Origin of the sequence: Pedobacter sp. GR22-10, from assembly GCF_026239715.1 — a bacterium.
Lineage (GTDB): Bacteria > Bacteroidota > Bacteroidia > Sphingobacteriales > Sphingobacteriaceae > Pedobacter.
Genome location: NZ_JAPIVR010000002.1, coordinates 595,267 through 620,081, shown reverse-complemented (window position 1 = coordinate 620,081; position 24,815 = coordinate 595,267). Strand labels below are relative to the sequence as shown.

Annotated in this window: 25 protein-coding genes and 1 pseudogene; 6 read left to right on the top strand and 20 right to left on the bottom strand. The window is 37.7% G+C overall.

Going from position 1 to position 24,815, the window contains the following annotated elements:
- Positions 1 to 27: 27 nt before the first annotated feature.
- Positions 28 to 774, bottom strand: coding sequence for a TrmH family RNA methyltransferase (locus tag OQX64_RS10080; protein WP_265818677.1), 747 nt, complete (start codon positions 772 to 774; stop codon positions 28 to 30).
- Between OQX64_RS10080 and OQX64_RS10075 the strand changes: the two genes are divergently transcribed.
- Positions 765 to 3,179 carry a BamA/TamA family outer membrane protein gene (locus tag OQX64_RS10075; protein ID WP_265818676.1) on the top strand — a complete coding sequence of 805 codons (2,415 nt, stop codon included), beginning with the start codon at positions 765 to 767 and terminating at the stop codon, positions 3,177 to 3,179. The two genes, OQX64_RS10080 and OQX64_RS10075, sit on opposite strands and share 10 nt — an antisense overlap.
- Here the strand turns inward: OQX64_RS10075 and OQX64_RS10070 are convergent, their stop codons facing one another.
- Positions 3,180 to 3,755: a 2'-5' RNA ligase family protein gene (locus tag OQX64_RS10070; RefSeq protein WP_265818675.1), complete on the bottom strand. Its 576-nt coding sequence runs from the start codon at positions 3,753 to 3,755 to the stop codon at positions 3,180 to 3,182.
- A gap of 209 nt (positions 3,756 to 3,964) precedes the next feature.
- Here OQX64_RS10070 and OQX64_RS10065 point away from each other — a divergent pair, with 209 nt between their 5' ends.
- Positions 3,965 to 4,918, top strand: a complete 954-nt coding sequence (locus OQX64_RS10065) for a DUF3829 domain-containing protein (protein ID WP_265818674.1) — start codon at positions 3,965 to 3,967, stop codon at positions 4,916 to 4,918.
- Between the two features lie 143 nt (positions 4,919 to 5,061).
- Here OQX64_RS10065 and dnaJ read toward each other — a convergent pair whose 3' ends face one another.
- The 5 genes from dnaJ to OQX64_RS10040 form a co-directional block, all read right to left on the bottom strand.
- Positions 5,062 to 6,228, bottom strand: coding sequence for a molecular chaperone DnaJ (dnaJ, locus tag OQX64_RS10060; RefSeq protein WP_265818673.1), 1,167 nt, complete (start codon positions 6,226 to 6,228; stop codon positions 5,062 to 5,064).
- Between the two features lie 93 nt (positions 6,229 to 6,321).
- Entirely contained in the window at positions 6,322 to 6,903 is a 582-nt protein-coding gene (locus OQX64_RS10055) for a nucleotide exchange factor GrpE (protein ID WP_265818672.1), read from the bottom strand.
- Between the two features lie 201 nt (positions 6,904 to 7,104).
- Positions 7,105 to 7,797: a cell division ATP-binding protein FtsE gene (locus tag OQX64_RS10050; protein WP_088302049.1), complete on the bottom strand. Its 693-nt coding sequence runs from the start codon at positions 7,795 to 7,797 to the stop codon at positions 7,105 to 7,107.
- A 1-nt stretch (position 7,798) separates the two neighbouring features.
- A complete protein-coding gene (locus OQX64_RS10045; protein ID WP_088302050.1) occupies positions 7,799 to 8,002 on the bottom strand; it encodes a fructose-6-phosphate aldolase in 204 nt (67 codons plus the stop codon).
- 84 nt (positions 8,003 to 8,086) lie between these two features.
- Complete coding sequence (locus OQX64_RS10040; RefSeq protein WP_265818671.1) at positions 8,087 to 9,103, bottom strand: acyl-CoA reductase; 1,017 nt, start codon at positions 9,101 to 9,103, stop codon at positions 8,087 to 8,089.
- A gap of 78 nt (positions 9,104 to 9,181) precedes the next feature.
- On the opposite strand from OQX64_RS10040, the gene OQX64_RS10035 reads away from it, so the two are divergent.
- Positions 9,182 to 9,532, top strand: coding sequence for a 4Fe-4S dicluster domain-containing protein (locus OQX64_RS10035; protein WP_088302052.1), 351 nt, complete (start codon positions 9,182 to 9,184; stop codon positions 9,530 to 9,532).
- A 51-nt stretch (positions 9,533 to 9,583) separates the two neighbouring features.
- Here OQX64_RS10035 and OQX64_RS10030 read toward each other — a convergent pair whose 3' ends face one another.
- The 3 genes from OQX64_RS10030 to OQX64_RS10020 form a co-directional block, all read right to left on the bottom strand.
- Positions 9,584 to 10,126 carry an adenylate kinase gene (locus OQX64_RS10030; RefSeq protein WP_265818670.1) on the bottom strand — a complete coding sequence of 181 codons (543 nt, stop codon included), beginning with the start codon at positions 10,124 to 10,126 and terminating at the stop codon, positions 9,584 to 9,586.
- 138 nt (positions 10,127 to 10,264) lie between these two features.
- Positions 10,265 to 11,518, bottom strand: a complete 1,254-nt coding sequence (locus OQX64_RS10025) for a serine hydrolase domain-containing protein (protein WP_265818669.1) — start codon at positions 11,516 to 11,518, stop codon at positions 10,265 to 10,267.
- A 10-nt stretch (positions 11,519 to 11,528) separates the two neighbouring features.
- On the bottom strand, positions 11,529 to 11,987 hold the full coding sequence (locus tag OQX64_RS10020; RefSeq protein ID WP_088302055.1) for a universal stress protein: 459 nt from the start codon (positions 11,985 to 11,987) through the stop codon (positions 11,529 to 11,531).
- A 60-nt stretch (positions 11,988 to 12,047) separates the two neighbouring features.
- Here OQX64_RS10020 and OQX64_RS10015 point away from each other — a divergent pair, with 60 nt between their 5' ends.
- On the top strand, positions 12,048 to 12,881 hold the full coding sequence (locus OQX64_RS10015) for a C40 family peptidase (protein WP_265818668.1): 834 nt from the start codon (positions 12,048 to 12,050) through the stop codon (positions 12,879 to 12,881).
- Between the two features lie 226 nt (positions 12,882 to 13,107).
- On the opposite strand, the gene OQX64_RS10010 is transcribed toward OQX64_RS10015, so the two are convergent.
- The 10 genes and pseudogenes from OQX64_RS10010 to hisG form a co-directional block, all read right to left on the bottom strand.
- Positions 13,108 to 14,007: a WD40 repeat domain-containing protein gene (locus OQX64_RS10010; protein ID WP_265818667.1), complete on the bottom strand. Its 900-nt coding sequence runs from the start codon at positions 14,005 to 14,007 to the stop codon at positions 13,108 to 13,110.
- Positions 14,008 to 14,120: 113 nt separating this feature from the next.
- Positions 14,121 to 14,723: a bifunctional phosphoribosyl-AMP cyclohydrolase/phosphoribosyl-ATP diphosphatase HisIE gene (hisIE, locus tag OQX64_RS10005; protein WP_265818666.1), complete on the bottom strand. Its 603-nt coding sequence runs from the start codon at positions 14,721 to 14,723 to the stop codon at positions 14,121 to 14,123.
- Between the two features lie 41 nt (positions 14,724 to 14,764).
- A complete protein-coding gene (gene hisF / locus OQX64_RS10000; RefSeq protein WP_265819046.1) occupies positions 14,765 to 15,565 on the bottom strand; it encodes an imidazole glycerol phosphate synthase subunit HisF in 801 nt (266 codons plus the stop codon).
- 57 nt (positions 15,566 to 15,622) lie between these two features.
- A pseudogene (locus OQX64_RS09995) lies at positions 15,623 to 15,907 on the bottom strand (endonuclease domain-containing protein); the annotation flags it as partial.
- A gap of 247 nt (positions 15,908 to 16,154) precedes the next feature.
- Positions 16,155 to 16,904: a 1-(5-phosphoribosyl)-5-[(5-phosphoribosylamino)methylideneamino]imidazole-4-carboxamide isomerase gene (hisA, locus tag OQX64_RS09990; protein ID WP_088302061.1), complete on the bottom strand. Its 750-nt coding sequence runs from the start codon at positions 16,902 to 16,904 to the stop codon at positions 16,155 to 16,157.
- A 65-nt stretch (positions 16,905 to 16,969) separates the two neighbouring features.
- Positions 16,970 to 17,578 carry an imidazole glycerol phosphate synthase subunit HisH gene (hisH, locus tag OQX64_RS09985; RefSeq protein ID WP_088302062.1) on the bottom strand — a complete coding sequence of 203 codons (609 nt, stop codon included), beginning with the start codon at positions 17,576 to 17,578 and terminating at the stop codon, positions 16,970 to 16,972.
- Positions 17,579 to 17,669: 91 nt separating this feature from the next.
- A complete protein-coding gene (gene hisB, locus OQX64_RS09980; protein ID WP_088302063.1) occupies positions 17,670 to 18,803 on the bottom strand; it encodes a bifunctional histidinol-phosphatase/imidazoleglycerol-phosphate dehydratase HisB in 1,134 nt (377 codons plus the stop codon).
- Positions 18,803 to 19,843, bottom strand: a complete 1,041-nt coding sequence (hisC, locus tag OQX64_RS09975) for a histidinol-phosphate transaminase (protein WP_265818665.1) — start codon at positions 19,841 to 19,843, stop codon at positions 18,803 to 18,805. Before hisC ends, hisB begins: the two co-directional genes overlap by 1 nt.
- Positions 19,844 to 19,899: 56 nt before the next feature.
- On the bottom strand, positions 19,900 to 21,222 hold the full coding sequence (gene hisD, locus OQX64_RS09970) for a histidinol dehydrogenase (RefSeq protein ID WP_265818664.1): 1,323 nt from the start codon (positions 21,220 to 21,222) through the stop codon (positions 19,900 to 19,902).
- 59 nt (positions 21,223 to 21,281) lie between these two features.
- Positions 21,282 to 22,133 carry an ATP phosphoribosyltransferase gene (gene hisG / locus OQX64_RS09965; RefSeq protein WP_265818663.1) on the bottom strand — a complete coding sequence of 284 codons (852 nt, stop codon included), beginning with the start codon at positions 22,131 to 22,133 and terminating at the stop codon, positions 21,282 to 21,284.
- Between the two features lie 269 nt (positions 22,134 to 22,402).
- On the opposite strand from hisG, the gene OQX64_RS09960 reads away from it, so the two are divergent.
- Positions 22,403 to 23,968 (top strand): L,D-transpeptidase family protein, encoded by a 1,566-nt coding sequence (locus OQX64_RS09960; RefSeq protein ID WP_265818662.1) that lies wholly within the window; start codon positions 22,403 to 22,405, stop codon positions 23,966 to 23,968.
- A gap of 144 nt (positions 23,969 to 24,112) precedes the next feature.
- Positions 24,113 to 24,805 (top strand): NUDIX hydrolase, encoded by a 693-nt coding sequence (locus OQX64_RS09955; protein WP_265818661.1) that lies wholly within the window; start codon positions 24,113 to 24,115, stop codon positions 24,803 to 24,805.
- Positions 24,806 to 24,815: the final 10 nt, after the last annotated feature.

Genomic DNA, 24,815 nt, shown 5'->3' with positions numbered 1-24,815 from the left:
GCAAATAATATCGCAATAAATATCTATTTAATTTTTAACCCTCACGATTTCAGTGCAAAAAATAGCCGCGCTTACGGCAACATTCAATGATTCTGCCGCCCCAATCCGGGGGATGGTTACAGGATAGTTGATTTTTTTGATCACATCAGCTGAAATTCCTTTCCCTTCGTTGCCGAGTACCACCAATCCTTCCTGGCCCCAATTCGTTTTGTAAATGGAATTTCCCTCCAGCAGGGCACCAAAAACCGGAATATCATTATTCGCCAGTAAAACGGGCAGGTCTTCATAAAATAAGTTAACGCGAGCCAGGGAGCCCATGGTGGCTTGTACCGTTTTAGGATTATAAGCCTCAACTGTATCCATCGAGCAAATGATATTTTCAAAACCAAACCAATCTGCCGTTCGGATAATGGTGCCCATATTTCCAGGGTCCTGAATGCCATCCAGTATCAGTGTGAATTTATTTTTAAGGTCTTTTTGAGTGGCTGTTTTAGTTTCGGGTATTTTAACTAACGCTAAAAAACCTTGCGGGGTTTGTAAAGTACTAATCTTGCTTAATTCAGCGTTGTTTACTTCAAATAAGTTTATATTTGCAGGTAATTTGGGTAAATGTTGATATTGCTCACCAATGTAGTAAATGGTGTCAATCCGGTAATCTGATGATATAAATTCTTTGATCGATTTTATGCCCTCAACCAGGAACAGCCCATTTTCTTTACGATACTTTTTTTGATGTAATGATTTAATAAAACTAATCTGTGATTTTGAAAGCATATCAATCCTCTATATATTCTAAACTGAAAAGTCCTGCAATATTACTATTATTTATTGTCTTAATACAGGCCTGTTCCTCCACAAAATACATTGCCGATGATCAGTCAATTGTTAAAAAGGTAACCATTGATAGTGTAGATAAAAGATTTGAAGAGCAGGCATACAATTATGTACAGAAGGATATCAGGCCGCTTTCTGCCTTTAGCATCAATGTACCGCTGTATAATCTTTTTAACACGAAGGACGGACGTTATAAAACCAATAATATAAAACCATTTGGTACACCGCCAGCCATTTTAGATAGCACGCTGGTTGAAATTTCCAGAAATCAGATTGAAAAGTTTTTAGCAGGTAAAGGTTATTTTTCAGCAAAGGTTACCGCAGATGTAGCGGTGAAAAATAAAAAGGCTGAAATCAGATTTAAGGCCAGCCAGGGGAAACCCTCCTATATTGATAAAATATCAGACTCGATATTTACTCCGAGTGTAAAAAGTGTTTACCATAGCACCAAGCCTTCTTTTTCACGTTTGCACGAAGGCATGCAATATGATGTTGATTCACTTACCTATGAGCGTGAGCAGATTTATCGGGTAATGAAAGAAAACGGCTATTTTTATTTCCTTCGTCCATATGTAAATTTTGATGTGATCGAAACAGAAAAACCTGAAAAAGTTGATTTAAGATTAAACATTACCGATCCGCCTAAAGGACCTCATAAACAGTATAACATCGATTATACACATATGATTATTGCACCCAGTCCGAATGGCTTTCCCGATTCCGTAAGAAGTAAACTGAGTAAAGATACTGTTGGGGGTATTATTTTTACTGATTTTTCTAAAAGATACAGAAGAAATCCAATTGTAAGATATGATTTTCTGAAAAAGGGTGATATGTTTGATATCCGGAATGAAAACTTAACTTATGATCGTCTTTATGAATTGAACATTTTTAAAAATGTAAAAATCGATTATTATAACCGCGACAGCACATCCAATAAAATTATTCCGATTATATTACTCACACCACAAAAGGTAATGAGTAATCGGGTAGAAGGGGAGGTGCCCTTTAATGGCGGTACAGTGGGCTTTAACCTCAGTAATACCTACACTAATAATAACCTGTTTAGGGGGGCTGAACGTTTCGAACTACAGGTTAAAGGTGGCTTGCAATCACGTATAGGAAATGGTTCGAAGCCTTTTAAAGATATTTATCAGCGCGATTTTTCAGTAAGTGCTAGTATTTCTGTACCCAGGTTAATCATTCCTTTCTATAATCCTGAACTGGGCGGGAACGGAATGCCACATACGACTTTTTCGTCAAGTTATATCTATGCCCTGCAAAAGGACATTTCTGTCAGAAATATATTTATTAATTCCGTAACTTATGACTGGTTCGAAACCAAATCAAAGCTTCACTCTTTTACGCCATTGAATTTTGAATACCGGTTTGGAAATATTGAATCAGGTGTAGATTCTGTAACACTTAATAATAATAAGTATTATGCTGCATTGCTGAACAGAAAAGATTTTACTTTGGGCATGAAGTACGTATATACCTTAAATAATGATAAATTAAATCAGTACCGAACGTTTGTTTATTTCAGAGGTGGAGTTGATATAGCAGGTAATTTATTACAGGCCATAACTAGTATTACAGGTGCAGAACGTGACCCCAACAGGAGTAATACAGCCAAAATTTTTGGTTTACCCTTTAATCAATATGTAAGACCTGAAGTTGATTTGAGATGGTACAAGCACCTGGGCGGAGAAAAACAATTTATTGCTAGGTTAAATGCAGGGGTGGGGTATGCTTACGGCAATGCCATCAACTATGGAATTCCGTTTGAAAAGCTGTTTTTTGCCGGTGGATCAAGCGGGATCAGGGCATGGCAGGCCAGAACTTTAGGGCCTGGTAATTACAACCGTGAAGTCATTTCCACTCCGGAAGCACGTAAAGCTTTCTTTGGTCTGGATCAATTGGGAGAGATGAAAATTGAAACCAATTTTGAGTATCGCTGTACCCTGGTGAGGAATTTTTTGGGAGCCAAACTAAAAGGGGCCGCTTTTGTTGATGCAGGTAACGTTTGGAACCTGAATAATTCAAGCTTTATATTTAATGTAGAGGAGGCAGATAGGGAAAAGACCTTGTTTAAATTAAGCAAATTAGCTCAACAGGTAGCCATTGGAACAGGTATTGGTTTCAGGTACGATGTGCAGTATTTTGTTTTTCGTTTTGATGTTGGCATAAAGCTAAAAGATCCTCAGTTTTCAGGTAACGATCAATGGGTAATTGGTAAGTTATTTTCAGGAACAAAAGAATTTAAGGATAGTTATAATGCTACCCACTCGCCAGATACTTATCGTTTTGTTCAATATAATTTTGGAATCGGAATGCCGTTTTAATTAACTGAAAAGATCAAAGTTATTTGGATTATCTCTGGGGTTTTTAAACAGAAATTCTCTGTATGGCTGCCATCTTTTATTTATATGCTTATAAACGGAAAATCCGGTTACTAAAAATTCTCTTTTAAACTTCCGGTCTTTAAATGTTTTAACGATCTCTTCAAAAACAGCAGGCTTTACATCTTTGAAGGCCAATGTTAAATGTGGCGTAAATTTAAAGTTATCCTTTTCCATCAATAACTTTAAAGGTTTTAAAGCAGCTTTAATCTGCGCCTGAAGAAACATAATGCCTTCATTTTGTGCCACATCCAGATAGAAGGTGTGTGGTGGAAATGAACTGAAATTATAGAGCACCTGAATAAAAGCATCCTGAAAGATCGTAGAAGACAGCGCATTGAAAAAACGGTCTTCCATCTGCGAAGACGTAATTTTTACCGGGTTATAAAGCGTAATGTGTGCAGGGCGCTTTAGGGATTCATAAACCTTAAATGCTGAAGAAATATAAGTTCTGATTTCATCGATATCTTCCACAATTGAAGGAGGCGGAACCAGACAAACTAAGTATAAATTTTCCATATATTAAGGATCAGTATTTAAATCAAACGATTCATTTTTTGTTGATAGAACAGTGGTTAATTGTTTAAAGTTTTTAATGCCTGCCGGAGTTTAATTTCATATTCAGAAATCATCTATCTTCCGGTCAAACAACTTAAGGTTGTAATTGTTTAAGCTTTCGCCTGAGGGCAAGCTTTCAATTCATATCAGATAAATTAATAACTAAAAAAATGAAATTAACAATTAAACTATTAGTGGTGGCAGTTGCCATTTCATTTGCAGCCTGCAAAAGTGGAGATAAAAAGAAGGAAGATGGAACAAAAACGGAATATGCGGATGCCGACAATGATGATGCCAATCAGATTGTAGAGTATAATAATGTTTTGGTTGGTTTGACCGATAAAAACAATGAATACTTAAAAAGACTTGATGAGAATTTGCAGAAGATAGCAAAAGGGCTAAACAATCCCAATGATCGGTTTGCCTTTATCGGTATTGTTTCACCTTATTCTTCATCTGCTTTTAGCCATTCAAAACTTAAACCAGAAACACCACCATCTGCTTTAAGCAGTGACGACCAGAAATACTTTAAAGAAAATGTGGCTGGTTTGAATGAAACATTTACAAAAATAAAGGATACTTATAAATCTTTAGATGATTATCTAAAGGCTGAAGATTGGAAGGACGACAAAAGTGTTAAAGGTAAAAAGCTGATTGATTCTATTTATTCGATGAGTAAAGCTTACTATCAATATGACGAGAATGTTTTGGCCAAACTTGAAGCTATTGGAGATGATGCAGAAAGGACTATTTTAAAAACACATCCTTTAAAAGAATATATTTTTGCGATGAAAGATGATAGAAAGGCTGTAGGAGAGTTTAACAAGCTGCTAATTGGCTCTAAGAATTTTAAGGCGGATGAGTCTAAAATAAAATCAGCTTATGAGGCGCTGGATGCACAAAATAAAAAACATACCGAAATGGATGCCCCTGATGCTACAAAATTCCCAAGTAAAGACGGATCTTTTAAGCGCTTTAATGAAAGTTTCAAAGATTACCTGATCGAGGCAAAAAAAACAATCAGAGATGCTTCTGCTTCAGGAAAATTAACTGAAAGCGATATGGAAGATTTAGTGCGGAAGCATGAATATATGCGTATTACTTATAACTACTTTGTAGGTTAGTTGGTAGAATAAAATTGTATTGCCAGCTGAAAAGCTGCGTTGCAATGAAGATTTTTTTTAATTTCAGTGCTAGAATTTTAACACAACAAAAAACCCGGTAGCTTTGCCATCGGGGTTTTTGTTATATGCTTTTAGAAAAGGAATTACTCAAAATATTCTTTCATTCTTTCGAAGAAGCTTTTATCATTTTTACCTGGCTGAGGCTTAAAGTTGGGTGATTCACGTAGTTTTTCTAAAACATTGCGCTCTTCGCTGCTTAGTGCTTTTGGTGTCCAGATATTAATGTGAATGATTTCATCGCCTCTGTGGTATGAATTCACTTCAGGTAAGCCTTTACCTTTAAGGCGCAATAACTTGCCACTTTGCGTGCCCGGCTCGATTTTTATTTTAGCCTTTCCGTCAATCGTTGGCACTTCTATGCTTAAACCTAATGCCGCATCAACAAAACTTAAATGAAGGTCATAAACAATGTTATTTCCCTCACGCTTTAGGGTTTCATGTGGGGTTTCTTCAATTAAAATAATTAAATCCCCAGGGATACCACCATTTGGAGCCGCATTTCCTTTTCCACTCATGCTTAACTGCATGCCTTCGCTTACACCGGCAGGAATGTTTATGGTAATGGTTTCTTCTCCGCGCACTACACCGTCGCCGTGGCAAACATTACATTTAGCGGTTATCTGCTGTCCGCTACCATTACAAGTAGGGCAGGTAGATGCTGTTTGCATCTGACCTAGAATGGTATTTGTTACACGTCTCACCTGTCCGCTACCACCACAGGTACCACAAGTACTTACAGAAGATTGGTCTTTAGCACCAGTGCCATCGCAGGTTTTACAAACAACCAGTTTGTTTACCTTTATCTTCTTTTCTGCGCCATGCGCAATTTCTTCCAGCGTTAATTTAACTTTAATGCGAAGATTAGAACCTTTGGCTACTCTGCGGCCACCACGTTGCTGACCACCGCCTCCTCCACCGCCAAAAAAGCTTTCAAACGGATTATGTCCGCCAAAAATATCTCCAAAATTACTGAAGATATCATCCATGTTCATATTACCACCGCCATAGCCGCCTGATGCACTGCTGCCTACTCCGGCATGACCAAACTGATCATAACGTTGTTTTTTTTCAGGACTGCTTAAAACTTCGTAAGCTTCTGCTGCCTCCTTAAATTTATCTTCTGCGGCTTTATCACCAGGGTTTTTATCCGGGTGATATTTAATGGCCATTTTCCGATAGGCTTTCTTTATCTCATCAGCTGCGGCACTTTTGCTAACGCCTAATACATCGTAATAATCTCTTTTACTCATCTTCTTTTTAAAATGATTGAATTATTGAAGGATTGAATTAGAGAATGTATAAACCATTCAATCACTCGATCATTCTGGTATTCAATAATTAATTTATGCTCCTACCACCACTTTAGCAAAGCGGATCACATTATCATTTAAGGTATAGCCTTTTTCCACTTCATCAATTACTTTTCCTTTTAAATCCTCGTTAGGAGCAGGAATATTTGTAATGGCCTCATGGAAATCGGTATTAAAAGGCTCATTGATGCTTGATACATCTTTTAGGCCTTTTTGTGCAAGTGTGTTTTTTAATTTGGTGCTAACCAATAGGATACCCTCTTTAACGGGGGCTACGTCAGCTGCAGTTTCCATCGCTTTTAAGGCGCGGTCGAAATCATCCAGAACGGGTAATAGCGATACGATTACATCTTTTCCTGCCGTTTGCAATAACTCTACACGCTCTTTTTGGGTACGGCGTTTATAGTTATCAAATTCGGCATATAATCTTAAATATTTATCATTAAGCTGTTGAACTTCAGCTTGTAATTTTTCTTCTGCCGATAATTCAGGAGCTTGTTCGGTATCATTTACCGTTGCATCAGTTGGTTCTGCATTTTCTACAGGGTTTTCTGATGTATTTTCAGGATTTACTATATTTTCGTCTTTATCGTTATTTTTCTTCTTATTAAACATAATATACAGGCTGAATTTTTTGTGTTAGTGTCAACTATTTTGCCATTAACGTAAATCAGCCAAGCTGGCAGATTTATTTGGAATAATCTGAACAGATTGACAGCAGACATAAGTTTGCAGACTTTTGATTTACGATTTTGGCAGAATGAATTAGGGTTACTGATTTACGATTTTGACAAGATTCCTATCTAAAATCTAATTCTACAAATCTAAAATCCCCTGCGCACCTTCCAATACTACGCCATTTTCGCATTTAATAATGCGGGAAGGAAAGGTACGAATGATGTGATAATCGTGTGTTGCCATTAAAACAGCTGTTCCGGCCTGACTGATTTGTTTTAAAAGGGTTACAATTTCTGCTGATGTTTCAGGATCTAGATTTCCTGTTGGCTCATCAGCGAGGATAATTTCAGGATCATTTAACAGCGCCCTGGCAATTACAATCCGCTGTTGCTCACCACCTGAAATTTCGTGTGGCATTTTCCTGATTTTTGAACGTAAGCCCACTTTATCCAGCACATCTTTAATCCGCTCACTAATTAGTTTAGCATCATTCCATCCGGTGGCTTTTAGAACAAACTCGAGGTTTTTTTCAATTGTCCTATCTGTAAGCAGTTGAAAATCCTGAAAAACTACACCCAGTTTGCGGCGTAAAAACGGCACCTGGCTTTCCTTTAAATTTTTCAGATCAAAACCTGCAATATTTCCTTCGCCATTACCAATGTGTAAATCGCCATATAATATTTTCAGTAAGCTACTTTTGCCTGAACCGGTCTGGCCGATTAAAAAAATGAATTCATCTTTTTCGATATGTAAATTTACGTTAGAAAGTACTAAGTGTTTCTGTTGAAAAACATCAACATTGCTCAAGTGAATTACTGCGTTTCCTGCCATTTTATATTTCTAATTTAGCAATCTGCCCGAAAGGCAAATCTTTGATCATTTCCATAATGTAATCTTGTTTCTCAGCCAAACCGAGTTTTTCCAGCGATTTATCTGGCCGGTCTACCCTGAAATAAGCCAAAAGTGTAAACTTATCATCCCTTAACTGTACGTAATCCGGGATTTTGGCGATGCCTTTTACTTTAACGATATACATGGTGTCCAAAAATAGCTAATTAAGCTGAAAGCTGAAAGGCAAAAGAAGAAGCTGCCCGGTTCAAAGCAAACCTGTTTAAAATATTTAAGCCAGGCGATTTAAAAATTCAACCGTGTTAACATTATCAGCATAATCCCAGAGCTTAGGGTGCTGGCTTTCTCCGAAGTTAAATTTAGGGCATTTTAAATCTGCCTTTGAAATGATGCATTGAATGTTGTCAGATTGCACACTCAATTCAGCTTCAACCTCGGTAAGACTTTTATATTCCTGGTAAAATAAAACCGCCAGCGGAGAGGTTAGCTGCTCATCTTCTTTTAGTAATAAAAAGCCGTTATCAAAATGTTTGGCCATATTCACCAGGTAAATCGACTTATTGTAATCGTAGTTATTCTGATATTTGAAGTGATTGATGATGTTTTGATAACGCTCAATGCCTTCATAAAAACGCGCAATATCATAACCTTTGGGATAGTAAAGTTTAGAAACGTTTCTGCAACCCAAACCAAAATAATCAAAAATATCGGCACCCAGATTATCAATGTCTTCAGGGCTTTCAGTTCCATCAAGCACAGCTACACTATTTCTGTTTTTTCTGATGATGTTGGGCACTTTACTGAAATAGTAATCGAAGTATCGGGATGAATTATTACTACCGGTCGCAATTACAGCATCAAAATCCTTCAGCCTTTCCACATACTCAATTTTGTCATCAAATGCAGGTTCAATCCTGATCAGCGCTGTAATCACCATTTTGATCAGTTTGTCATCTGATGAAGATAATTTGATTAAGGCTATATTTCCCGTAGCCAGTACACATAACACATCATGAAAACCAACCATAGGAATATTCCCGGCGAGGATTAAACCTATTTTTTTTGATGATGAGGTAAACTGAACAGTTTTAAACCATTGATTTACATCCGCATCATTTAACATTTCAGAAAATGATAGAATTGCTTTTTCTATATTCTCTCCAGTAAACCAGGCATTGCTGTTTTTAACCTGATAAATGGCATCTCCTAAAAAGTCAGTAGGATGTGCAAGTTTTTTGCCTAGTGTTTTGAATGCAATAATTGCTTTTTCCTGAGTTAATGCTGACATATTTAGAATTATTATTAATTGATTATATCTTATATTTGCAGCGCAAAGGTAACCTAAGCAAAAGAATTAGACGAAGACATGGCAATTAAAATAACAGATGAGTGTATAAATTGTGGGGCTTGTGAACCGGAATGCCCTAATAACGCAATTTACGATGCCGGTACTGCATGGCGATTTTCAGACGGTACAAATTTGGAAGGAATCATTGATTTTGGTAATCAGCAGATCGAGGCTGATTCTGCTCAGGAAGCAGTTTCTGATGAAGTTTATTACATCGTATCGGATAAATGTACAGAATGTAAAGGATTTCATGATGAACCTCAATGCGCAGCGGTTTGTCCGGTAGATTGTTGCGTGGATGATGAAGATATCCGCGAAACAGAAGATGAATTATTAGCGAAAAAAGCCTGGTTACATCAGGAAGGATAAGCTCTGAAAGATATCACAATTGAAGGCGCTAATTTTTAGCGCCTTTTTATTTTAAAGATATTTCATAATTCGCTCCAATCTTTCTTCTACACTAAAATCACCCCTGATTTCCAGTACTTCCCTGTTTAAGGATTTTATCCAGTCTTCGTGTACCTTTAAAGAACGGCCGGTAAAGCCTGATTCATTCGGGTCAATATCATATTGAGTTGCCCATTCTATAAATTCCCGGTATCTTATGTTTCGATCTGGATCATCGTAAATGGCCGTTCCATACCGCTCCAGCTCTCTTTCTTTGAGTCTTTTTAATCTTATTTCAGGCGGAATCCAGAGGAATACAATCAAATCAAATTCAGGAAATACATCATCACCCCAGCTTACACTTGATCCACCAAAAATCCAGTGTTCATGTGTTGTTAAAGCTGTTCTGATCAATTGGTTTCTTTCCTCAGGATTGCGTTTTAAGGCGAATGGTATTTCAGATGGAAGCCAGAAATACTGGTCACTATCAAAGTAGGGAATGTGTAATTTCTTTGCGAGTGCATGGCCAAGCGTGGTAACACCCGAAGCAGAAGCCCCGAATAAATGAATTTTCATTTTGTTTGATTGAAGAAATCATCTCAAACATCGCATTTATTCGGGACATTTCAAATTGGTAAAACTAATTTTCACGCAAAGGAATAAGGCATTGCTAAAGATTCCATACCATCACTTTTGGTTTAAGGATTATACCATTTATTTAGCATCCTGATAAATTATTGCTTTAAATTGGTTAGGCAGTTGCCCGTGAGATAATGGTGATTGCTGAACATAAATCTGTGCCGTCATTTTCTTTTGAGGATCTACCCAGTAGGTTGAACCAAAAAATCCTCCCCAGCCATAAGAACCTGCTGTTTGACCTAATTTTTTACTTCCTTTATCTGAGACAACTTCAAAACCTAAGCCAAAATAATTGGCTCCAAACGGAATCTTACCCATTTGATTTTGGGTCATTAAGGCTACGCTGTTTTTTGATAGCATTCTTTTGCCTTTGTATTCACCACCATTTAAAAGCATTTGTAAAAAGATTCCATAATCTTTAGCGGTAGATACTAAGCCCGCGCCACCTGCAAAATAGCCATTTTCATTAATGGGGTAATTGATCGTTGATCCGTTAACCGCACCATCCTTCCAGGGTATAACGGCTTTAGTTTTTGGATCTTCGGTATAAACGGATGATAATCTTGGCTGTTTATTTTTAGGTAAAGCGAAATAGGTGTCGTTCATGCCTAGCGGAATGAAAATTCTTTCTCTGAAAAATTGATCAAGGTTTAATCCTGACGTTACTTCAACCAACCTACCCAAAACATCCATGCCCAAACTATATTGCCATTTTTGGCCTGGCTCAAAAGAAAGGGGAAGTTTACCTAATTTATCAATATCGGTTTCCAACAGTTTTTTATGATTTACAAATCCTGCTGATATATCTGCCTTAGCGTAAATGGCCTGCATTTCTGGTGAGCCGATTTGTGCATAGCCAAGTCCGGAGGTGTGGGTAAGCAATTCGCGGATGGTGATTTCTCCTTTTGCAGGTTTGGTGGTGTAAGTGGTATCCTTTGGATTGAATTTATCTAAAATCTGCGGATTTTTAAAAGTTGGAAGATATTTGGAAATGGGATCATCCAGTGAAAATTTGCCTTCTTCCAGCAGCATCATTACCGCAACGCTGGTAATTGCTTTTGTTTGTGAAGCAATTCTTAAAATATCATCGGTTTTAAATGGCCTGCCTATCTGATTGCCAAAAGCTTTGCTGTAAACTGTTTTTCCATCCACGGAGATGTTCGCAGTAATGCCTTTTATCCAGCCGCTATCCAGGTATTGTTTAAAGAGCTGGTCGATCTGATGGATTTTTTTTTCAGAAACGGAAAAGGATGTGTTATTGGTTTGTGCCTGTGTAAACTGGCAGGTGAATAATACAAAAAGGAGCGGAAGATAAAGGAGCTTTTTCATTGATTCTAAATTATTCAGCAGTTAAATCCCATTTATTCGGAATAATCAACACCGGACAGGCAGATTTTCTAGCCACATGCTCTGCCACACTTCCCATTAAAAAGTGATATAAACCTGTTCTGCCATAAGTTCCAATAACAATCAGGTCTGATCCCCATTCATCCGATTGTTGAATAATGCCATGGGCAGCAGTATCTATCACACTTAGATAGGTTGTTTGGATACCATTGCCATATTTATTTTCAATCTCCTTAAGTAGGATGTGGCTATTCTCTTCACTGTTGTCGTAAGTTTCCAAAAATACCGGCGCCAGCGTTAAGTCGGGATTTACATTTGCAGGAACGGGTTCTATAATATTAACCAACGCCACTTCAGCCTGAAATTTTTCAGCCATATCATAACCAGTTTTAGCCGCTTTTTCTGAACAGGTGCTGTTGTCCACAGCAATTAATATTTTTTTAAAATTCATATCGGAAAGATTAAATAATCATCATAAAAATAACAAATTTAGAGGCGAAATGTTAGACAATTGATTAATTTATTAGTTTTACAGATATCTTTTACCGATCAGAATCAGATGGAAAATCAATATGGAATTTGCAGGGTTGCCGTAGCACCTTTAAGAGCTGAACCTTCAGATCGAGCAGAAATTGTTTCGCAGCTTTTGTTTGGTGATCACGTAGAAATTCTTCAAAAAGATGAGCGCTGGTGGCTGATTCAAAATGGTTATGACGGTTATCAGGGCTGGCTGGATTTCAGGCAGTTAGCGTCCATTACTCAGAATCAGTTTGTCGAAATGAACGAATGCCAATGGCTGGCTCCATTAAGTTTTGATAATGTATTAACGGCCATGGACGGAAGTTTGTATCACCTAAGCCCTGCGAGTAATCTGCCTTATCTGAAAGATGGCTTTTGCTTTGCCGGAAAGGAAAAATACCAGTTGAAATTTGAAGCACATAATGCCCACAATGTAGATTTTAAGAAAGATGTTGAATCAACTGCGAAGTTTTTCCAAAACATTCCATACTTATGGGGCGGGCGGCATTTATTTGGCATGGATTGCTCTGGCTTTGTACAAACGGTTTTTAAAATGTTGAATATCAAATTAAACAGAGATGCTGCCCAGCAGGCAGAGCAAGGTGAACTGGTTGGTTTTTTAGCAGAATGCAGGGCCGGCGATGTGGCTTTTTTTGATAATGCAGAAGGAAAAATTACACACGTTGGGATTATGTTGAGCCCGAATGAAATCATCCATTCCTCTGCCAAAGTAAAAATTGATCCGATAGATGACCAGGGAATTTTTAATCGGGAATTAGGTATATACAGCCACAAATTAAGGATTATTAAACGATTTGTGGAATAGCTTTCTGCGTCTGAAATTTAAATTATGGAGCCTAAGGTTAGAAAAATGGCAATGGTTATGCATAAATTTAACATGTATGAGCATGATCAGGCCGCTGATGATTTAATTATTGGCATTCTAAATCCCCTTTAGAAAGGATTTCGGCCATGACTTATTTTTAATCAAACTTTAAACCCAGGGCAAAAAAATGGATAAAACAAAATTCAGAAAGATACATTGGATAATCTTAATCCTCCATCTCCCAAACCATTACCTGCCTGTCATCACCAGTTGAAATCAAAAACTTTCCATCATTGCTCCAGATGATTTTATTGATGGAATGCGTATGACCAACCCCGGCTTTTTCTTGACTTAAAATTTTGTATAGTTTAAAGTTTTTAGCATCCCAAAGCTTAATGCTTTTATCCTGACTACTGGTCGCGAAATAGGGTAGGGTAGGATGAAAAGCAATATCATATACGGTAAACATATGCGCCGGAATGGTGTTAATCAATTCATAGCCAGGTAAGGTCCAAATTTTCAATTGTGCATCTCTGCTGCCAGAAATTAAATATTTTTTGTCTGGATGATAAGCCAAGGATGTTACAGGTAAAGCATGACCTTCCAGATTCTGTTTTAAACTATAATCAGCAAGATTGTAGATTTTAATTAAATGGTCTTTGCAACCAAAAGCAATTTCAGTTTCATCAGGCGAGATGGCAATTGCCCTGACAGTATCATATGCGGCCTGAAAACGGTAAACTTCTTTAAAATCATTAAGCGACCAAACGGCTACTGATCCATCTTCCCCTGTAGTGAGCAGTTCGTTTTTACTTTTAACCGTTTGAATATTGAAGATGGGCTTGGTGTGGCCATTAATTCTGATGATCACTTTTTCTTCTTTCAAATCGTAAACACTGAAGGCGCCACTTCGTTCGCCAACAAAAAGCTGGTTGTTGTAATAATGGAGGTAATAAACAGAGCTTTGGACAGGCATTTTCACCTTTACAAACGCCATTTCCGATAACGACCATTCTACAACACCTTTATCATTACCTGCGCTAAAGAATGTTTCATTCTGATCTGAATTTGCCAGCGCATAAACAGGATTTTGATGGCCGGAAAGGTTTTTTATTTGTTTAAGCACTATGTTATAGGTTACAGGTTAAAAGTTTTAGGTCAAAATGTAGATAGGTTACTAAATTTAGTATGCTTATTTCTTAAGCTAGTTACTTTTACCTTATAACCCGCAACATGTAACTATTGATGTCTCTTTTCTAAATTCTTTGCAATATCCTGAATAGACAAACCTTTTTCTTTCAATAAAAATAACAGGTGAAAAACTAAATCAGATGCTTCGCCAATCAATTCTTCTTCGCTTTCTGCCAATGCGGCAATAACGGTTTCTACCCCTTCTTCGCCAACTTTCTGTGCAATTTTGTTTAAACCTTTGCTGCGCATCTTATTAATGTAAGAGCCCTCAACAGGATTTTCGTATCGGTCAGTTATGATGTTTTCAAGTTCAAAAATAAAATTCTGATTAAAATCTGTTTTAAAACAGCTGCGGCTGCCAGTGTGGCAAGTGGGGCCAACGGCATCGGCCTTAATAAGGATGGTATCGTTATCGCAATCAACGTAAAGTTCCTTTACATAAAGAAAATTATTACTGGTTTCACCTTTAGTCCAAAGGCGGTTTTTAGCGCGCGAGAAGAAAGTGACTTTGCCTTCGGTTTGTGTTTTTTCCAAAGCTTCAGCATTCATATAGCCTAGCATTAAAACTTCAAGCGTTTTATAATTCTGAATAATGACAGGAAGTAAGCCAGCTGTTTTATCCCAATCAAGAGATTGTATATCAATGTTCATTTTTATGATGTTGCCTCGCAATGACGAGTGTATTTAATAATTTATAATCTTACGGGGATTCCATGTCCTCGCATCTCTTTCTTTAAATCAGGTATTAAAATTTCGCCGTAGTGAAATACGGATGCTGCTAACGCTGCATCTACGTTGGCCTTTTGGAAAACCTCTGTAAAGTGTTCCATACTGCCTGCGCCACCTGAGGCAATGATCGGGATGTTAATCATTTGGTTAATTTTACCAAGTAATCCACAATCAAATCCAGCTTTTGTGCCATCATGATCCATGGATGTAAGCAAAATTTCTCCTGCACCCAAATCTTCCGCCTGCTTAATCCAGTTTTCAGTTTCCAGTTCTGTGATTAATCTTCCTCCATTGAGGTGAACCATATTTCTGCCCTCCACGTATTTGGTGTCTACTGCCAAAACCACAAACTGAACGCCAAAAGCTTTCGCCAGCTCTTCAATAAGTTTTGGATTTCTTACTGCTGCAGAATTGATGCTGATCTTATCAGCACCAGCATTTAGTAAAGCCTCTGCATCTGCAATTTCAGTAATACCGCCGCCAATGGTGAAAGGAATATTGAGCTGGCGTGCAACAGATTTTACCATTTCAATCATCGTTTTCCTACGTTCGTGAGTGGCGGTAATGTCTAAGAAAACCAACTCATCAGCACCTTGTTGTGCATATTGAGCCGCTAATTCTACAGGGTCGCCTGCATCGCGCAAATCAACAAAGTTGACACCTTTTACTGTGCGGCCATCTTTAACATCTAAACAAGGAATTATTCTTTTACTTAACCCCCCTCCGTCCCCTAAAGGGGGAACTGTAAATTGCTCAGCCTGCATGGCTTTATTTATTTTGCTCAAAACAATGTCTATGTTTTTATAAATTTCTTGGTTTTTAAATCTGATAACCTTTATTCCAAAAGCTTCAATTGCTGCCTGTCTTTCTAAATCATTCTCAAAAATTTCTTTTATATTGTGGATGCTGCCATCTAATTCAATGATTAATTTTTACTCATGACAATAGAAATCAGCAATAAAGGAAGAAATTGGATGCTGACGTCTAAATTTTACACCTAGTTTCTTTTCTTTGAGATGTTCCCATAATATTTTTTCAGCATCTGTAACCTTATTTCTTAACTTCTTGGCGTTTTCAAAAATGATGCTCGAAGCACCATAAAACATTTTTGGTTCATTGACTTGCAAAAATCAAGATCATCATCAATTAAACCCCAATTTTTTACATTAGGCTTTGTCTTTTCGTTAATCATATTTTATTAAATACAACTATTATGCGAACAGACATTTTAACCTTACATTCCAACTCGTTTGTAACTCTTAATTTCCTTAAGTTCTATCGCACCAAATGTTATAGTACTATCTACTTGCCTTTCCACCATGCTATTAGCTCCCCCTTTAGGGGGCTGGGGGGTTATATACTACTCAATGCTTTCAAATTCCATTCTTTAATCTCTTCAATAGTAATCCGATCCTCATAAATGGCTTTTCCAACCACCACACTTCTAATCGGATATTTAGCCAATTCATAAATATCTTCCATAGCACTTACACCACCTGAAGCAATTAATTTGATCATTGGAGAATGTTCCAGCAGTTTTTTATACAATTCAACAGCGGCACCACCTAATTTCCCGTCTTTGCTGATATCCGTACAAAGAAAACGGAAGAAACCCAATGCCAGGCATTTATCTACATAATCCATTAGCTTGATTGGCGAACTTTCCATCCAGCCCGAATACTTAATCACTTCGTCCAGCACATCGATAGCGATTACAATGCGGTTGGCATAATCATCTTTCTTGGCGAAAGCTTCACTTAACTGCTGTAAAAAATCGGGATTGGTAATAGCCTGTGTACCTACAATTACCCGGTGAATTCCGGCGTCGAGCAAATTGGTAACCTGCTCAATGGTACGGATACCACCACCATACTGTACCTTCATTTCGGTTTTCTTAATGATTTCAAATAGTGATTTCTGATTGCTAAAATCACCCTTAGCACCATTTAAATCAATAATATGAATGAAATCTGTTCCGTTTGAACGGTATTTTTCTATCATGTCGGCAATAGAAACATCATACTCAGTTTTCTGATTGTAATCACCTTCACGAAGGCGAACAACTTTTCCATCCAGAATATCAATAGCAGGAATTATGTACATTTTCTTAAGTTAAAAGTTAAAGGTTGAAAGTAAAAAACTAATATTCAGGTTTTACAAACTCAAATCTAAATATAAAAGTCTCCTCCACTCAAGTTTGAAAAATTTTTTAATATCTGTTCGCCAGCTTTACCCGACTTTTCGGGATGAAACTGAACGCCATAAAAGTTATTTTTTTGTACTGCTGCCGAAAATTTTAATCCATAATTTGCGGAGGCGATGTCAAAAATAGGGTTATATTCAATAAAGTACGAATGAACGAAGTAAAATTGTGCATTATCTTCAATCCCCTCAAACAGGGAATTGTTTTTATGCTGCACAGCATTCCAACCCATATGTGGAATTTTGATATTCAGCGACTTATCAAACTTTCTGGTTTTTACCGGGACAATGTCCAACAAGGCAACGTCACCTTCTTCAGAATGTTCGGTAATCAGCTGCATGCCTACGCAAATCCCTAAAACAGGTTTAGCCAATGCTTTTATCGCTTTGATTAATCCGGTATGCTTTAATTTTTCCATCGCCGCACCAGCGTGACCAACGCCAGGGATAATAATGTGGCTATATTTTTCAAGGTCGGTTTCTGTATTTACCATGCCGTAGTTCACATTTAAGCGGTCTAATGCAGCAGTAAGAGAGAAAATATTCCCGGCACCGTAGTTTACTATTCCAATCATATTCTTAGGATTAAAGAATAAAGAACAAAGAATAAAGACAATCAGTCATTTCTCCTTGTTCATTTCTCCTTGTTCATTTCTCCTTGTTCGTTTACAAAAGCCCCTTTGTACTTGGTAACACCATTTTTTCGGCATCACGTTTAATGGCCATTTTAATCGCCTTAGCAAAGGCTTTAAAGATAGCTTCAATTTTATGATGTTCGTTATCTCCTTCAGCTTTAATATTTAAATTACATTTTGCCGCATCGCTGAACGACTTAAAGAAGTGATAAAACATTTCTGTAGGCATATCGCCCACTTTTTCCCTTTTAAACGCTGCATCCCAGACAATCCAGTTACGGCCACCAAAATCAATGGCTACCTGCGCCAGGCAATCATCCATTGGCAGGCAGAAGCCGTAGCGTTCAATGCCAAGCTTATTGCCCAAACCTTTGGCGAAAGCTTCACCAAGTGCTATTCCGGTATCTTCAATGGTATGATGTTCGTCAATGTGCAGGTCGCCTTTGGCAATCACTTCCATATCCACACTTCCATGTCTGGCAATCTGATCCAGCATGTGGTCGAAAAAGTTCAGACCAGTTTCAATTTTGGCTTTTCCAGTCCCATCTAAATCCAAATTAATTACGATATCCGTTTCATTTGTTTTACGTATGTGGTTAATTTTTCTGCTTCCTGCCTTCAACAGGTTATAGATATCTTCCCATTTTTTGGTTTCCAGTACGATAATATCAAGCAAAGTTTCATGTTTGTCCAGGGCCTCGGTAGATCCTAACGCATCATTTTGACGAAGAAAAATTGCTTTTGCGCCAAGATTCTTCGCCAGCACCACATCATTTAAACGATCTCCGATAACATAAGAATTTTTTAAGTCGTAATCTTCACTAAAATATTTTGTTAACAAAGCGGTACCTGGCTTCCGGGTAGGTGCATTGTCTTTGGCAAATGTTCTGTCGATCACAATCTCACTAAAGTTTACACCTTCGCCGGCGAAAGTGTCCAACATGAAATGATGGATCGGCCAGAAATTCTCTTCCGGATTTGATGGTGTTCCCAGTCCATCCTGGTTCGTTACCATCACCAGTTCATAATCCATTTCACTGGCTATTTTCGACAAGTAATAAAGCGAGCGCGGATAAAATTTTAACTTTGCAAAACTATCTACCTGCTCATCATCCGGTTCAATGTTTAACGTCCCATCCCGGTCAATAAATAATACCTTTTTCATTATAGATTTTTTAGCACATTTAACAATTTATCATTCTCCTCTTTTGTGCCCACCGTAATCCTTAAACACCCTTCGCATAAGGTTACTTTTGATCGGTCGCGAACGATGATTCCCTGGTCAACTAAAGTGTCGTAAATTTTCTTTGCTTCAGTAACTTCTGCCAAGATAAAATTAGCATCGGATGGGTAAACTTTTGTGACAATTTTTAGTGCATTCAGATCAGCAGAAAGTCGCTCTCTTTCGGCAACAGAAATTTTGATCCAATCGTTCACCTGACTGATGTTTTTTAGTGCTTCAAAAGCTAAATCTTGAGTAGCCTGATTGATGTTGTAAGGTGGTTTGATTTTGTTCAAAACATCGATCACTTTTCGGGAAGAAAATGCCATGCCCAAACGCAAAGCTGCGAGTCCCCATGCCTTTGAAAAAGTTTGTAAAATGACCAGGTTTGCGTACTCCGTTAATTCCTGAATAAAGGTCTTTTGACGGGCGTAATTAATGTATGCTTCATCCACTACAACCAAGCCCTTAAAGTTGGTTAAAATGGTTTCAATATCTTCGCGATTGATTGAATTTCCTGTTGGATTATTGGGCGAACAAATGAAGATTAATTTTGTGTTTTGATCAATCGTTTCTGCAATTTTTTCCATGTCCAACTGAAAGTTCGGAAGCAGGCTTACTTTACGGATTTCCACATCATTTATATTTGCAGAAACTTCATACATCCCATAGGTTGGTGGAAGTATAATCACATTGTCTTTTCCCGGGTTACAAAAGGCACGAAACAATAAATCAATGGCCTCATCACTACCATTTCCTAAAAAGGTGTTTTCTATCGGTACACCTTTAATTTTACTGATGGCGTCCTTTAGATCCAGCTGCAAAGGATCTGGGTAGCGGTTGTAATTGGCGGGTAGGGGAGAACCGTAACTGTTCTCGTTGGCATCTAAAAATACGGATGCCTGTCCTTTAAACTCATCTCTGGCTGTAGCGTATGGCTTAAGGTTTTTTATATTTTCTCTTACTAATTCGTTAATGTCCATGTTAGTGGTTTACTTCGGTTTGATTACACTGATGATGTGATTACACAGATTTTTTATTATGCTTTGTTGGCTTCAGACTTTTTACTTCCGACTCCGGACTCAAAATTCAATCTAATACTTACGGCATTTTTATGCGCATCCAGGCCTTCTGCAGCTGCCAGTGTTTCAACAGTAGTGCCAATGCTGTTTAAGCCTTGGTTTGATAAATGCTGAAAGGTTATTTTTTTAACGAAGGCATCCAGTGAAACACCAGAATAAGCCTTTGCAAAGCCGCTGGTAGGTAGAGTATGGTTGGTTCCGGAAGCATAATCACCTGCGCTTTCTGGTGTAAGGTTTCCTAAGAATACTGATCCGGCATTGATAATAGATGGAATAAGGCTTTCGAATTGATCAGTAGCCAGAATTAAATGTTCCGGGGCATATTGATTGGAAAAATCCATAGCTGTCTGTAAATCAGCGGTAAGTATAGCATAAGAGTTGGCTATTGCTTTCATTGCAATTGCTTTTCTAGGTAATGCAGCTAGCTGATTTTCAATTTCTTGTAATGTATCAGTTATGATTTCATTTGAGGTAGAAACTAAAATTGCCTGACTATCAATACCATGTTCAGCTTGTGCAAGTAGGTCTGCGGCAACAAATGACGGATTGGCAGTCTCGTCAGCAAGTACTAAAACCTCAGAAGGGCCGGCTGGCATATCAATAGCTACCCTATTTTGAACCATGGTTTTAGCAGTAGTTACATAGCGGTTACCTGGTCCAAAAATCTTATATACCTGTGGAATGCTTTCGGTTCCAAATGCCATTGCAGCTACTGCCTGAGCGCCTCCAACAAGGTATATTTTGTCAATACCCAAAAGTACCGCACAGTAGGCCAGATAGCAATTGGTTTTGCCATCGCTTTGGGGTGGTGAGCAAACAATAATCTCCTTACACCCCGCAATAATTGCTGGTGTGGCAAGCATTAAAAAAGTACTGGGTAAAACAGCAGTTCCGCCTGGAATATAAAGGCCAACCTTTTCAATGGCCCTGGCTTCACGCCAGCAAACCACGCCAGGCATGGTTGCTACCTTATCTTCAGTTTTCAATTGTGACTCATGAAACACCTTAATATTTTGATAGGCAATATTAATTGCTTTTTTAGCTTCATCCGGAATAGTAGAAGCAATCAATTCCAATTCTTCAGCGCCTAAAAAAAGTTTTTTAAGCACAACCCGGTCAAAGGTTTCTGCAAAATTAATCAGTGCTTGATCACCATCTTTTTTTACCGTTTCAATGATGTTTGCAACGCGCTCTTCAATCAATTTATCGTCCTCAATTTGTCTGGAACACAATTCCTCAATTTTTGATTTAGATAAATCTGTATAATTATAGATTTTCAATTGATTATGTTTTTAAATTAACTATTAGTTAATGTTTTTTGGTGTAATTTTGACCTGTTTTAAGTGATGATTTTCTCAATTGGCATCACTAAAATTCCTTCTGCGCCTGCAGCTTTCAGACTGTTAATTTTCTCCCAGAAATCTTCTTCGGCAATTACAGAATGAACAGCAACCCAATCCGGTTCAAAGAGCGGAACGACCGTTGGACTTTTAACACCTGGTAATAAATCGACCACTTTTTGAAGGTTATCTTTTGATACATTAAGTACAACATATTTGTTTGATTTTGCACTTAATACCGAGCGGATTCTCTGAAGCAATTCTGCTACTTCAGGGTTGTCGGCAATTGATTTATTTCCGATTAAAACGGCTTCCGATTGCATCACATCGGCGAAGGGTTTTAGTCCGTTGCTTTTCAATGTTCCGCCTGTAGAAACGATATCAAAAATGGCATCGCTTAATCCTAAACCCGGACCAATTTCTACCGAACCGGAAATGGTTCTTATATCAGATTTTATTCCTTTTTCCTGTAAGAATTTTTCGAGAATCACCGGGTAAGAAGTAGCGATTGCTTTGTCATTTAATTCTTCCAGATTTTGAATGTTACTGGTGGCTTGAACTGCAATTTTTAAAGTACATTTTCCAAAGCCTAATTTTTGTAAATAACTTACTTCAGCTTTGGTTTCTACGATAACATTTTCCCCAACAATGCCCAGATCGGCAATGCCATCCTGTACGTATTCCGGAATATCATCATCACGAAGAAAAAGTATTTCTAAAGGGAAGTTGGTAACAGTAGATATCAGGGAGCTTTTGTAGTTTTCGAATGAAAGGCCACAATTTTTTAATATTTCTACGGATTTTTCGTTTAGTCTACCCGATTTCTGGATAGCAATTTTAAGTGTTTTCAAAGTATTGAATATAGAGTGAACAAGAAATAATTTTACGGAAAAAAAGTTTTGAAGTACAAAACAAACATATCATATCGCCTAACGGCGATGGTGCAAATGTAAGTGATGGTTCAAAGTTAAGTTCATAAATATATTTCTGCCAATATCAATGCTTTAGCTGACTAGCGCTGGCAAATATAACGTTTGCATCTGTAAATCAAAAAATAATGGCACTTAATTTGCCATTTAGCCTTTAGATAATTAAATCTGTTGAACTAACTTATTACGTGTTGAAAAACTTTCGCTTTCTAATCATTCCCTTTATCATATCTGTTTCGGCCTGTAACTGGTTTAAATCGCCACCTGAAATTGGAAAAGTGTTATCTGAACACTTTAAAAACAAGATTTACAAAGATTTTGATACCATAGCATATGATAGCGTTTTTGTTAAAACGATGGATAGTCTTGATCAGGGTTTCATCAATCCAAAGACTGTTAGAGCTTTTTACCTGGAAAACCATGGGTCGCCGGAATTGGTTACAAAATTCTACACTAACGGGGAACTGGATTCGCTGACCGCTTATTTAGACAACAGCAAAGTACATGGTTTTAATCCTGAACTTTTTAAAGTTAGCCAGATTAAGGCGCTGCTGAAGCAGCTTTCTGACAACAAGTTTAAGAAAGTGGACGAAAGTTACCCTGTGATTGCCCGTTTGGAGTTACTTTCTGCAAATGCATATTTAAACTATAACAATTTCCTGAAGTATGGTGTAGTGAATCCAAGGAGTATCTTTTCCAGGTATTATATTAAAGTGAAACGACCAGATAGCGCAGGCATGATCAGGCTGCTTTCTTCTAAGAACATGCTCGATACCTTAAGGGCTGTGCAACCTTCATCTATACAATATAAGGGGCTTCAAAAAGCTTATCTAAATACAAGTGATGAGGCTGAAAAGCGGATATTGCTGGTGAATATGGAGCGTTTTCGCTGGAAAATGCCTGAAACCGGATCCAACTATGTACAGGTTAATATTCCTGATTTCAGGCTTACCTGGTTTGATAAAACAGATACAGTTATTAGTATGAAAGTTTGTGTGGGCGGCAAGCGCGAAAATGGGTATGAAGATAAGCAGAAAGCCTTCGCTAAATCGGGCAATTTAGATGATAAACCGAAGAATCATGAGACTCCATTATTGTTCAGTAAAATTAACTCTATTCAAGCTAATCCGGTATGGAATATTCCGGTAAGTATTGCGCAGAGCGAGATTTATTGGATGGCTAGAAAAGACCCTTATTATTTGTCGAATAGTAACATCAAAGTTTACTATAAAGATAAGCTGATTGGTGAGCCTGATACGATCAACTGGAGCCGGTATTCAAGGGATAAATTACCCTTTAAATTTAAGCAGGGATCAGGTGGTGGAAATGCCCTGGGAAAGTTTAAATTTATCTTTGATAATAGTTCCAGTATTTACCTTCATGATACGAATAATAAAAATGGTTTTAACCTTAGTAACCGGGCCATTAGCCACGGTTGTGTGCGGGTAGAAAAACCGTTAGAATTTGCTGAAAAATTAGTAGGTGATACTTACACTTATGATAAATTAAGGGCAGAAGTAGATTTGCCGCCCGTAGACAGTAGTCACATCAAATGGTATAAAAAGAGGATGGCCGCAAAAGCTGATACTTCAAAGGCATTTCAATTAAAACCAGCATGGTTCGGGCCAAAAAAACAAGTTCCAATTTTGATTACTTATATCACTGCCTGGCCGCAAAATAATAAAATTGAATATCGTCCGGATGTTTATCAGATGGATATGAAACTTTGGAGAGCGATGAAAAAGTTTAGGTTATAAGCTAATCGACGTATTTGCAGTTATTTTAATTTTATTAATCTGTTTTATGAGTATACTTAGTTTGGCTGATTTATATTAATGACCAGGGCAGTTCTCTGAATTATGAAATTTCTTAACTTTGTGTTGTTTTTACACAAATAAGGAATGATCGATCAAAATATTAAAATCGCTGTTGATGCCATTGTTTTTGGCTATGAGAAGGGGACACTTTATGTCCTGACGGTGCAGCAGCGTTTTGGTGAACTGGCAGATAAATGGGTATTGCCCGGCGGTTTTGTTAAAGATGAGGAGCCTTTACTGGCAGCTGTGGAGCGAGAGCTTAAAGAAGAAGCAGGGATAAATGTAAATTACCTTGAACAGTTGGGTACCTTTGGAGATGACATCAATCGCGATGATCGGTTCAGGGTGGTTTCTGTCGCTTATTTTGCTTTGGTAAATCCTCAGAACTTTGTTTTAAAAGCAGATACAGATGCAAAAGATGCGAAATGGTTTCCCTTAAACCAGCTACCGCAATTGGGATACGACCATGATGAAATGGTTAGGCTGGCGCATCAGCGCTTAAAAAGTAAATTAACTTATCAGCCTATCGGGTTCGACCTCCTGGATCAGGAATTTTTATTCTCAGACCTTGAAAATTTATATTGTTCCATCCTGGAAAGAGATATCGACAGAAGAAATTTCAGAAAAAAAATTCTCAGTTTTGAAATTGTTAAAGAAACAGGAAAGGTAGTGAAAATAGGAGCTAGTGGCCGTCCAGGCAAGCTTTTTACATTTGATAAGCCAAAATATAATCAACTTTCAAAGGATAATTTCCAGTTTGACATTAGGTTTGCGTAAAATAAACACA